Here is a 10,953-nt window from a genome sequence, read left to right as displayed (position 1 = left end):
GGCCCGGGCCCCGCCCGGGCCCCGCCCGGGCCCCGCCTGGGCCCCGGCCGGGGCCCGTGGCGCCGGGGCCCGTGGCGCCGGGGCCCTCGCCTTCCGTCCCTACCGGTCGGTATGCTCGCGCGGCACGTCCCACGCCGCCGCCCCGGGAGGGTCCATGCCCCGCTCCGCCCTGCGCGTATGCCCCTTGTGTGAAGCCACCTGCGGCCTCACCCTCACCATCGAGGGCACCACCGTCACCGGCGCCCGCGGCGACCGCGACGACGTCTTCAGCCGCGGGTTCCTCTGCCCCAAGGGGGCCGTGTTCGGCGCCGTCGACGCCGACCCCGACCGGCTGCGCACCCCCCTCGTCCGCCGCGACGGCCGGCTCCGGGAGGCCACCTGGGAGGAGGCGTTCGACGCGATCGCCGCCGCCGTGCCCGGCATCACCGCCTCCTACGGTGCCCAGAGCGTCGGCGTGGTCCTCGGCAACCCCAACGTCCACACCATGGCCGGCGCCCTCTACCCCCCGCTGCTGCTGAAGGCCCTCGGTACCCGCAACCTGTTCACCGCCAGCACCGTCGACCAGATGCCCAAGCACGTCTCCAGCGGACTGCTCTTCGGCGACCCCTTCGCGATCCCCGTCCCCGACCTCGACCGGACCGACTTCCTGCTGCTCCTCGGGGCCAATCCGCTGGAGTCGAACGGCTCCCTGTGCACCGCCCCCGACTTCCCCGGCCGGCTCAAGGCCCTGCGGGCCCGCGGCGGCACCCTGGTCGTCGTCGACCCGCGGCGCACCCGCACCGCCGCCCTCGCCGACCGCCACCTCGCACCGCGGCCCGGCAGCGACGCCCCGCTCCTCGCCGCCCTCGCCCACACCCTCCTCGCCGAGAAGCTCGCCGACCCGGGCCCGCTCGCCCCGCACCTGCGCGGCCTCGACGCACTGCCGGCCGCACTGGCCGACTTCACCCCCGAGGCGGTCGCCGCGGGCTGCGACCTGACGGCCGAGGAGATCCGCGCCCTGGCCCGGGACCTCGCGGCCGCGCCCACCGCCGCCGTCTACGGCCGCATGGGCAGTTGCACCGCCGAGCACGGCACCCTCGCGAGCTGGCTGGTCGACGTCCTCAACATCCTCACCGGCAACCTCGACCGCCCCGGCGGCGCCCTCTTCCCGCTCTCCGCCACCGCCCCCGCGCCCCGCCCGGCCGGACCCGGCAAGGGCTTCGCCCTCGGACGAAGCCCGGCCGGACCCGGCAAGGGCTTCGCCCTCGGACGCTGGGCCAGCCGGGTCTCCGGCCACCCCGAGGTCAAGAGCGAACTCCCGCTCGCCGCCCTCGCCGAGGAGATCGACACCCCGGGGGAGGGCCGGATCCGGGCGCTGATCGCGATCGCCGCCAACCCGGTGCTCTCCGCGCCCGACGGCCGCCGGCTCGACGCGGCCCTGGCCGGGCTGGACTTCATGGTCTCCGTCGACCCGTACCTGAACGAGACCTCCCGCCACGCCCACGTGGTCCTGCCCCCGCCGCCGCCCGCGCAGAGCCCCCACTTCGACTTCGCCTTCAACGGCTTCGCCGTGCGCGACCAGGTCCGCTACAGCCCCCGCGCCGTCCCCCTCCAGGACGGCGGCCGCGACGAGTGCGAGATCCACGCGCGGCTGATCCTCGCCGTGTCCGGACTCCACGGCTCCGCCGAGCCGTCCGCCGTGGACGACACCGCCGTCCGCTCGACCCTGGCCAAGGCCACCGCCGACCCCGACTCCCCGCTGCACGGCCAGGACCCCGCCCGTCTCGAAGCCCGGCTCACCGGCGCCGACGGCCCCGAACGCCGCCTGGACCTGATGCTCCGGCTCGGCCCGTACGGCGACCGGTTCGGCCACGACCCGGCGCCCGAGGCCCTCACCCTGGAGCGGCTGCTCGCCCACCCGCACGGCATCGACCTCGGACCGCTCAAGCCCCGGCTCCCGGGCGTGCTGCGCACCCGCAGCGGCGGGATCGAGCTGCTGCCGGACCCGGTCGTGGCCGGACTGCCGAGGCTGCGGGAGGCCCTGGCCGACCGCCCGGACGGCGCCCTGGTGCTCGTGGGCCGGCGCCACCTGCGGTCCAACAACAGCTGGCTGCACAACGTCCCGGCCCTCACCGGGGGTTCCAACCGCTGCACCCTCCAGGTGCACCCCGCCGACGCCGCCCGGCTCGGCCTCGCCGACGGCGGCCGGGCCCGGGTCACCGCGGCCGGCGGCAGCCTGGAGGTGCCGGTCGAGGTGACCGACGCCGTCCGCACCGGCGTGGTCAGCCTGCCGCACGGCTGGGGCCACGACCGGCCCGGCACCCGCCTGTCGGTCGCCTCCGCCGACCCCGGGGCCAATGTCAACCAGCTCCTCGACGGCCGCCTCCTCGACCCGCTCTCCGGCACGGCCGTGCTCAACGGCTTCCCGGTGGAACTCGTACCGCTGCCGTAGGGGCGCCCGCCGGCGCCGGTCGTTGCCAGCGCGCTGACCTGGGGTTTTGCTCGTATTGCTCACGGTGCGACGTCTTGTTGGCGCAAAGACGCCGCGCCTACCGTCCCTGCATGCTGACTCTCCTCGGCTTCGGCATGATCGCGACCTTCCTGGTCCTGATCATGCTGAAGAAAATGTCGCCCATCGCGGCGCTCGTCCTGATCCCCGCGCTCTTCTGCGTGTTCGCCGGCAAGGGGGCCCACCTGGGCGACTACGTCATCGAAGGCGTCGGCAAACTCGCGCCGACCGCCGCGATGCTGATGTTCGCCATCGTCTACTTCGGCGTGATGATCGACGTCGGCCTGTTCGACCCGATCGTCCGGGGCATCCTGCGCTTCTGCAAGGCCGACCCGGTGCGCGTCGTGGTCGGTACGGCGGTGCTCGCCGCGATCGTCTCGCTCGACGGCGACGGCTCGACCACGTTCATGATCACCGTGTCGGCGATGTACCCGCTCTACAAGCGGCTCGGCCTGAGCCTGGTGGTGATGACGGGCGTGGCCGCCACCGCCAACGGCGTGATGAACACCCTGCCCTGGGGCGGCCCGACGGCCCGCGCCGCCACCGCCCTCAAGCTCGACGCGGGCGACATCTTCGTCCCGATGATCCCGGCCCTCGCGGTCGGCCTGCTCTTCGTGTTCCTGCTGGCCTACGTCCTCGGCGTGCGCGAGCGGCGCCGGCTGGGCCGTCTGGTGCTGCCCGGCGGGACGCCCGACGAGGCCCCGGCGGAGCCGGCCCTCGCGACGGCCACGGCCACCCCGGGCGGCGGCCCGTCCCACGGCAACGGCCGGTCCGCCGACGGCGGTGCCGGTGGCGGGGCCGGTACAGGTGCCGGGGCGGGCACCGGTACGGATGCGGGCGCCGCCGACGGCGTCGCCGCGACCCACGGCGCCGGCGCGACGACGGACGGCGCCGTGGCCCGGGCCTCGGCGGCAGGCGCGACGCTCGGGCTCGACCCCGGGCGGGAGACCCTGCGGCCCCGCCTCTACTGGTTCAACGCGGCCCTGACCGTGGCCCTGCTGACCGCGATGATCATGGAGCTGCTGCCCATCCCGGTGCTGTTCCTCCTCGGTGCCGCGCTCGCGCTCACCGTGAACTTCCCGCACATGCCCGACCAGAAGGCGCGGATCGCCGCCCACGCCGACAACGTCCTCAACGTCGCCGGCATGGTCTTCGCCGCCGCCGTCTTCACCGGCGTCCTGTCCGGCACCGGCATGGTCAAGCACATGGCCGACTGGCTGGTGGGAGCCGTTCCCGAAGGCATGGGCCCGCACATGGCGCTGGTCACCGGTCTGCTGAGCCTGCCGCTGACCTACTTCATGTCCAACGACGGCTTCTACTTCGGCGTCCTGCCCGTCCTCGCCGAGGCCGGCGCCGCGCACGGGGTCTCCCCGCTGGAGATCGCCCGCGCCTCCCTGGTGGGACAGGCCCTGCACATGTCCAGCCCGCTGGTCCCGGCCGTCTACGTGCTGGTCGGGATGGCCAAGGTGGAGTTCGGCGACCACACCCGGTTCACGGTGAAGTGGGCGGCGCTCACCTCCCTGGTGGTGCTCGCGGCAGGGATGCTTTTCGGCATCATCTGAGCCCCGGCCGCAGAAAACTACCGCCGCTCGTTTGTAGGGTGGCCGCGAGGTCCACGCGGTCGCGCTCGCTCGGGAGGAATGCCATGAAGGCCCACGACGGTATGTACATCGGCGGTGCGTGGGTGCCCGCCGCCGGACCCGACCGCATCCAGGTGGTCGACCCGGCCGACGAGCAGGTCATAGGCGAGGTGCCGGCCGGCACCGCCGAGGACGTCGACGCCGCCGTACGGGCCGCCCGCGCCGCCTTCCCGGGCTGGGCCGCCACCCCGCCCGCGCAGCGCGCGGCCCTGGTCGGCGCGCTGCGCGACGTCCTGGTCGCCCGCAAGCCCGAGTTCGCGCGGACGATCACCGCCGAGCTCGGCGCCCCGCTCGGCTTCTCCGAGGCCGTCCACGTCGGCGCCCCCGTGGCGGTCGCCTCCACGTACGCCGAGCTGGGCGCCACCTACGCCTTCGAGGAGCGGCTCGGCACCTCCACCGTGCTGATGCAGCCGGTCGGCGTGGTCGCGGCGATCACCCCCTGGAACTATCCGCTGCACCAGATCGTCGCCAAGGTGGCACCCGCCCTCACCGCCGGCTGCACGATCGTCCTCAAGCCCGCCGAGGACACCCCGCTGACCGCCCAGCTCTTCGCCGAGGCCGTGCACGAGGCGGGGGTCCCGGCCGGCGTGTTCAACCTGGTGACCGGCACCGGCCCGGTCGCCGGCCAGGCGCTGGCCGAGCACCCCGGGGTGGACCTGGTCTCCTTCACCGGGTCCACGGCCGTCGGCCGGCGCATCGGCGCCCTCGCCGGCGCCGCGGTCAAGCGCGTCGCCCTGGAGCTGGGCGGCAAATCGGCCAATGTCGTGCTGCCCGGCGCCGACCTCGCCAAGGCCGTGGCCACCGGCGTGGGCCACGTCATGAACAACTCCGGCCAGAGCTGCAACGCGCTCACCCGCATGCTGGTCCACCGCGACCAGTACGAGGAGGCGGTCGCCCTCGCCGCCGAGGCCGTCGCCCGCTACCCGCTCGGCGACCCGAGCGCCGAGGGCACCCGGCTGGGCCCGCTGGTCAACGCCACGCAGCGGGACCGGGTGCGCGGCTACATCGAGAAGGGCGTCGCGGAGGGTGCCCGGCTGGTGGCGGGCGGCCCCGAGGCGCCGCGGCCGACGGGCTACTTCGTCGCCCCGACCGTGTTCGCCGACGTCACCCCCGAGATGACCATCGCCCAGGAGGAGATCTTCGGCCCCGTCCTGTCGATCCTGCGCTACGAGGACGAGGACGACGCCCTGCGCATCGCCAACGGCACCGTCTACGGGCTGGGCGGCGCGGTCTGGGCGGCCGACGAGGAGACGGCGGTCGCCTTCGCCCGCCGCATGGAGACGGGCCAGGTGGACATCAACGGCGGCCGGTTCAACCCGCTCGCCCCGTTCGGCGGCTGGAAGCAGTCCGGCATCGGCCGCGAGCTCGGCCCGCACGGCCTGGCCGAGTACCTCCAGACCAAGTCCCTGCAGTTCTGACCGCCCGAGGAGTCCGCATCGTGGTCCGCGCCGCCGTTCTGCCCGCCGTAGGAGCCCCGCTGGAGATAGCGGAGATCGTGCTGCCCGAGCCCGGCCCCGGCCAGGTCCGGGTCAAGCTCGCCGCCGCCGGGGTCTGCCACTCCGACCTGTCCCTCAGTGACGGCACCATGCGCGTGCCCGTCCCCGCCGTCCTCGGCCACGAGGGCGCCGGCACCGTGCTCGCCGTCGGCGAGGGCGTCACCCATGTCGCCCCCGGCGACGGGGTCGTCCTCAACTGGGCCCCGTCCTGCGGCCGCTGCCACCACTGCGGCCTCGGCGAGGTGTGGCTGTGCGCCAATGCCCTGACCGGGGTCGGCGCCGTCCACGCGCACCGCACCGACGGCAGTGAGCTCCACCCCGGGCTGAACGTGGCCGCGTTCGCCGAGGAGACCGTCGTCGCCGCCGGCTGCGTGCTGCCCGCCCCGGCCGGGATCCCGCTCGCCGAGGCCGCCCTGCTGGGCTGCGCCGTGCTCACCGGGTACGGCGCCGTGCACCACAGCGCCCGGGTCCGGGCGGGGGAGTCGGTCGCCGTCTTCGGGGCCGGCGGGGTGGGCCTGGCCGCCCTCCAGGCGGCCCGGATCGCCGGGGCCGGCCCGATCGTGGCCGTGGACGTGTCCCCGGCCAAGGAGGAACTGGCCCGGGCCGCGGGCGCCACCGAGTTCGTCCTCGCCTCGGAGACCACCGCCAAGGAGATCCGGGCCCTGACCGGCGGACAGGGCGCCGACGTGGCCGTCGAGTGCGTGGGCCGGGCCACGACCATCCGGACCGCCTGGGAGTCCACCCGGCGCGGCGGCCGGGCCGTCGTCGTGGGCATCGGCGGCAAGGACCAGCAGGTCACCTTCCACGCCCTGGAGATCTTCCACTTCGCCCGCACCCTCACCGGCTGCGTCTACGGCAACAGCGACCCGGCCCGTGACCTCCCCGTCCTGGCCGAGCACGTCCGCGCCGGCCGGCTGGACCTCGGCTCCCTGGTGACCGACCGGATCGGACTGGAGGGCATCCCAGCGGCCTTCGAGGCGATGCTGGCCGGTGAGGGCGGCCGTTCGCTGGTGGTCTTCCCGGCGTAGCTTCTAAAGAGAATTTCTAAAAAAGTACTCCAGGAATCGGCCCCGCTGCGTCACACTGGCCCAGGGGAGGCGGCGCCCGGACCCGCGTCCGGGCGCCGCCCGCGCCCCGCGTCCCGTACGGCCTCGAACTGCAGCGCCAGCCCGTCCAGCAGCGCGGCCAGGCCCGCCTCGAAGGCGCCCTCGTCCACCTCGGTGCGGCGCTCGGCCAGCAGGTGCGCCCGGCCCAGGTGCGGGTAGTCCGCCGGGTCGTAGGCGGCGGCGTCGTCCACGAACCCGCCGGCGAACGAGCCGACCGCCGAGCCCAGGATGAAGTAGCGCATCAGCGCGCCGATCCGGGTGGCCTGCGCCGGCGGCCAGCCGGCCGCCGTCATCGCGCCGAACACGGCGTCCGCCACCCGCAGTCCGGCCGGCCGCCGCCCGGGCCCGCGGGCCAGTACGGGCACCAGGTGCGGATGGTCGGCCAGCGCGGCCCGGTAGGAGTGGGCCCAGTCGTGCAGCGCCGTGCGCCAGTCGCGCGGATCGGCCGGCTCGAACATCGACAGGTCCACGCGCGCGCTCACCGCGTCCGCGACCGCGTCCAGGATCTCGTCCTTGGTGCGGAAGTGGTTGTAGAGGGAGGGCCCGCTGACCCCCAGTGCGGCCGCCAGCCGCCGCGTCGAGAGCGCCTCCAGACCTTCCTCGTCCACCAGGCGGCCCGCCGCGCCGACGATCCGTTCACGGCTGAGGAGGGGCTTGCGCGGTCTGGCCATGCGGCACATAGTAGGGCCTGCCCATCAAAAACTAGCGCTGCTCGTTAATGCTGCCGCGGTCCTGTGAGAGGTGCCCGTGAACCTGGAGCTCAGCGAGGAACAGAGCGCGGTCCGGCAGGTGGCCCGCGAGTTCACCGACCGGGAGATCGCCCCGTACGCCGCCGAGTGGGACCGCGCCGAGAGCGTGGACCGGGGCATCGTCAAGAAGCTCGGCGCCCTGGGATTCCTCGGCCTGACCGTCCCCGAGGAGTACGGCGGCTCCGGCGGCGACCACCTCACGTACGCCCTGGTCACCGAGGAACTCGGCCGGGGCGACTCCGCCGTGCGCGGCATCCTGTCCGTCTCGCTCGGCCTGGTCGCCAAGACCCTCGCCGCCTGGGGGAGCGAGGAGCAGAAGCACGCCTGGCTGCCCCGGCTCTGCGCCGGAGACGCCCTCGGCTGCTTCGCCCTGACCGAGCCCGGCACCGGCTCGGACGCGGCGAACCTCACCACCCGCGCCGTCCGCGACGGCGACCACTACGTGCTCAGCGGCGCCAAGATGTTCATCACCAACGGCACCTGGGCCGACCTGGCCCTGGTCTTCGCCCGTACCGGCGAGGCCCCCGGCCACCGGGGCGTCTCGGCGTTCCTGGTCCCCACCGCAACCCCCGGCCTGACCCGCCGCGAGGTCCACGGCAAGCTCGGGCTGCGCGGCCAGGCCACCGCCGAACTCGTCCTGGACGGCGTACGCGTGCCCGCCTCCGCCCTGCTCGGACCCGCCGGCAAGGGCTTCTCGGTGGCGATGTCGGCCCTGGCCAAGGGGCGGATGTCCGTGGCCGCCGGCTGCGTGGGCCTGGCCCAGGCCGCCCTGGACGCGGCCGTCGGCTACGCCACCGCGCGTGAGCAGTTCGGCCGGCCCATCGCCCAGCACCAGCTCGTCCAGGAGCTGATCGCGGACATCGCCGTCGACGTGGACGCCGCCCGGCTGCTGACCTGGCGGGTGGCCGATCTGATCGACCGGGGAAGGCCGTTCGCCACCGAGTCCTCCACCGCCAAGCTGTTCGCCTCCGAGGCGGCCGTGCGCGCGGCGGGCAACGCCCTCCAGGTGCACGGCGGTTACGGGTACATCGACGAGTACCCGGTGGGCAAACTGCTGCGCGACGCCCGCGTGATGACCCTCTACGAGGGCACCAGCCAGATCCAGAAGCTCCTCATCGGCCGGGCCCACACGGGGATCTCCGCCTTCTCGTACTCGGTCGCGCCCTGAGTACCCGCACGGATGCGGCCCGGGCCGCGCCCGCCCGATCCTGGGCCCATGAACGAGACACCGGTCAAGCAGCAGAACACGGCGGCGTACTACGGCCAGGCCGTCGCGTCGTTCGCCCTCGCGCTCGGCGCGGTGGCGGTCGGCATCTGGAACCTGGAGGCGGACGCGTGGGTGCGGGCCTTCCTCGCCATCGGGGTCCTCTACCTGACCACCTCCGCGTTCACCCTCGCCAAGGTGATCCGGGACCGGCAGGAGGCGGGCCAGATCGTCAGCCGGGTCGACCAGGCCCGGATGGAGAAGATCATGGCCGACTACGACCCCTTCCAGCCGAAGGTCTAGCCCGCCCGCAGGCGCAGCCCGCCCGTAGGGGCAGCAGCCCACCCGCACCGCTCGCCTAAGCGCTTGCTCACCCTCCGGTACAGTGGGCCCTTCCATACGGCGAGAGGGTGAGCGAGCGATGCACAGCGCGGAGGAGACCGGCGAGCCCGGCGGCTACCAGCCGTGGTCGGAGGTCACCCCGGACGCCGCCCGGAGGCTGCTGGTCGCCGCCGTCGACGCCTTCGCCGAGCGCGGCTACCACGCCACCACCACCCGCGACATCGCGAGCCGCGCCGGGATGAGCCCGGCCGCGCTCTACATCCACTACCGGACCAAGGAAGAGCTGCTCCACCGGATCAGCCGGATCGGCCACGACAAGGCGCTGGAGATCCTGTCCTCCGCCGCCGACGGCCCCGGCACCGCCGCCCAGCGGCTCGACGCCGCCGTGCGCTCCTTCGTACGGTGGCACGCCGCGCACCACACCACCGCGCGGGTGGTGCAGTACGAGCTGGAGGCCCTCGGCCCCGAGCACCGCGCGGAGATCGTGGCCCTGCGCCGGCAGAGCGACGCGGCGGTGCGGCGGATCCTCACCGAGGGCGTCGCGGCCGGGGAGTTCGACGTCCCGGACGTCCCCGGCACCACCCTGGCCGTGCTGTCGCTGTGCATCGACGTCGCCCGCTGGTTCAACGCGGCCGGCCGGCGCAGCCCCGACGAGGTCGGCGCGCTCTACGCCGACCTCGTCCTGCGGATGGTCGGGGCGCGGCAGCAGTAACGGCCGGCAGCAGTCGGACGGGGCCGCGGTCGGAGCTGCGGCCGGCAGTCGCAGCGGTCAGAAGTAGTAGCGGGACACCGTCTCCGCCACGCACACCGGCTTGTCGCCGCCCTCGCGCTCGACCGTGACGGTGGCCGCCACCTGGACGCCGCCGCCCGCCTCGGTCACCGAGGTGATCACGGCCGTGGCCCGCAGCCGGGAGTCGACCGGGACCGGGGCCGGGAAGCGGACCTTGTCCACGCCGTAGTTGATGCCCATCTTCATGCCCTCCACCCGCATGATCTGCGGGACCAGGCTGGGCAGCAGGGACAGGGTCAGGTAGCCGTGCGCGATGGTGGTGCCGAACGGGCCGGAGGCGGCCCGCGCGGGGTCCACGTGGATCCACTGGTGGTCTCCGGTGGCGTCGGCGAAGAGGTCGATCCGCTTCTGGTCGACCGTGAGCCAGTCGCTCGGGCCGAGCGGTTCGCCGGTCCCGGCGTGCAGCTCCTCGGCGGACGTGAAGATCCTCGGCTCGGCCATGCCACTCCTTCTCGCGGACGGAACAAGCGCTTGCTCAGCGCTCAGCATGGGTGGCCGTCCGGCCCGTGTCAACGGCCGCCCTGACCGGCCGTTAGGCTCGGGAGAGTGCCGCAGATTCCCGAGAAGGTCCAAGAACTCACCGTCGGCCAGTTGTCCGCGCGCAGCGGCGCGGCCGTCTCCGCGCTCCACTTCTACGAGGCCAAGGGGCTGATCAGCAGCCGACGGACCTCGGGCAACCAACGCCGCTACAGCCGGGACGCGCTGCGCCGGGTGGCGTTCGTGCGGGCCGCCCAGCGGGTCGGCATCCCGCTCGCCACCATCCGCGACGCGCTCAGCCAGCTCCCCGAGGGGCGCACGCCCAACCGGGAGGACTGGGCGCGGCTGTCGGAGACCTGGCGGGCCGTGCTGGACGAGCGGATCCGGCAACTGGGGCGGCTGCGGGACCACTTGACCGACTGCATCGGCTGCGGGTGCCTGTCGCTGGAGACCTGCGTGCTGTCCAACCCGGACGACGTGTTCGGTGACCGCATCACCGGCTCCCGGCTGTGGCCCGGGACGCCCTGAGCAGCGCGGCCGCGCGGGCCACCAGTTCGGCGGTGGACCGGGCGGCCCGCCCGTCGGGCAGCCGCAGCACGTCCCCGAGCCCGATCCGCACTCCCCACCCCCACCGCCCGGCCGCCTCGACCGCGTCCCAGGC

Annotated in this window: 11 protein-coding genes; 8 read left to right on the top strand and 3 right to left on the bottom strand. The window is 74.4% G+C overall.

The window, feature by feature from the left end:
• Positions 1–154: 154 nt before the first annotated feature.
• The 4 genes from EF918_RS25870 (at position 155) to EF918_RS25855 (ending at position 6,652) form a co-directional block, all read left to right on the top strand.
• On the top strand, positions 155–2,431 hold the full coding sequence (locus EF918_RS25870) for a molybdopterin oxidoreductase family protein (RefSeq protein ID WP_125651035.1): 2,277 nt from the start codon (positions 155–157) through the stop codon (positions 2,429–2,431).
• A gap of 110 nt (positions 2,432–2,541) precedes the next feature.
• Complete coding sequence (locus tag EF918_RS25865; protein WP_125651033.1) at positions 2,542–4,050, top strand: CitMHS family transporter; 1,509 nt, start codon at positions 2,542–2,544, stop codon at positions 4,048–4,050.
• 83 nt (positions 4,051–4,133) lie between these two features.
• Positions 4,134–5,546, top strand: coding sequence for an aldehyde dehydrogenase family protein (locus EF918_RS25860; RefSeq protein WP_125651031.1), 1,413 nt, complete (start codon positions 4,134–4,136; stop codon positions 5,544–5,546).
• A 20-nt stretch (positions 5,547–5,566) separates the two neighbouring features.
• Complete coding sequence (locus tag EF918_RS25855; protein WP_125651029.1) at positions 5,567–6,652, top strand: Zn-dependent alcohol dehydrogenase; 1,086 nt, start codon at positions 5,567–5,569, stop codon at positions 6,650–6,652.
• A gap of 50 nt (positions 6,653–6,702) precedes the next feature.
• On the opposite strand, the gene EF918_RS25850 is transcribed toward EF918_RS25855, so the two are convergent.
• Positions 6,703–7,401: a TetR/AcrR family transcriptional regulator gene (locus EF918_RS25850; protein ID WP_125651027.1), complete on the bottom strand. Its 699-nt coding sequence runs from the start codon at positions 7,399–7,401 to the stop codon at positions 6,703–6,705.
• 76 nt (positions 7,402–7,477) lie between these two features.
• On the opposite strand from EF918_RS25850, the gene EF918_RS25845 reads away from it, so the two are divergent.
• The 3 genes from EF918_RS25845 to EF918_RS25835 all read left to right on the top strand — a co-directional run bounded on the left by EF918_RS25845 (position 7,478) and on the right by EF918_RS25835 (position 9,737).
• On the top strand, positions 7,478–8,647 hold the full coding sequence (locus EF918_RS25845; RefSeq protein WP_125651025.1) for an acyl-CoA dehydrogenase family protein: 1,170 nt from the start codon (positions 7,478–7,480) through the stop codon (positions 8,645–8,647).
• A 48-nt stretch (positions 8,648–8,695) separates the two neighbouring features.
• Positions 8,696–8,986 carry a YiaA/YiaB family inner membrane protein gene (locus EF918_RS25840; RefSeq protein ID WP_125651023.1) on the top strand — a complete coding sequence of 97 codons (291 nt, stop codon included), beginning with the start codon at positions 8,696–8,698 and terminating at the stop codon, positions 8,984–8,986.
• A 118-nt stretch (positions 8,987–9,104) separates the two neighbouring features.
• Positions 9,105–9,737 carry a TetR/AcrR family transcriptional regulator gene (locus EF918_RS25835; RefSeq protein WP_125651021.1) on the top strand — a complete coding sequence of 211 codons (633 nt, stop codon included), beginning with the start codon at positions 9,105–9,107 and terminating at the stop codon, positions 9,735–9,737.
• A 57-nt stretch (positions 9,738–9,794) separates the two neighbouring features.
• Here the strand turns inward: EF918_RS25835 and EF918_RS25830 are convergent, their stop codons facing one another.
• Positions 9,795–10,256 (bottom strand): MaoC family dehydratase, encoded by a 462-nt coding sequence (locus EF918_RS25830; RefSeq protein WP_125651018.1) that lies wholly within the window; start codon positions 10,254–10,256, stop codon positions 9,795–9,797.
• Positions 10,257–10,361: 105 nt separating this feature from the next.
• Here EF918_RS25830 and soxR point away from each other — a divergent pair, with 105 nt between their 5' ends.
• Positions 10,362–10,820: a redox-sensitive transcriptional activator SoxR gene (soxR, locus tag EF918_RS25825; RefSeq protein WP_125651016.1), complete on the top strand. Its 459-nt coding sequence runs from the start codon at positions 10,362–10,364 to the stop codon at positions 10,818–10,820.
• On the opposite strand, the gene EF918_RS39165 is transcribed toward soxR, so the two are convergent.
• A complete protein-coding gene (locus tag EF918_RS39165) occupies positions 10,786–10,890 on the bottom strand; it encodes a hypothetical protein (protein WP_312847864.1) in 105 nt (34 codons plus the stop codon). The two genes, soxR and EF918_RS39165, sit on opposite strands and share 35 nt — an antisense overlap.
• Between the last annotated feature and the right edge of the window lie 63 nt (positions 10,891–10,953).

The sequence above is a fragment of the Streptomyces sp. WAC06614 genome (assembly GCF_003949795.1).
GTDB lineage: Bacteria > Actinomycetota > Actinomycetes > Streptomycetales > Streptomycetaceae > Streptomyces.
The sequence above is the reverse complement of the archived record's forward strand: the minus strand, read 5'-3'. Positions and strand labels throughout refer to the sequence as shown.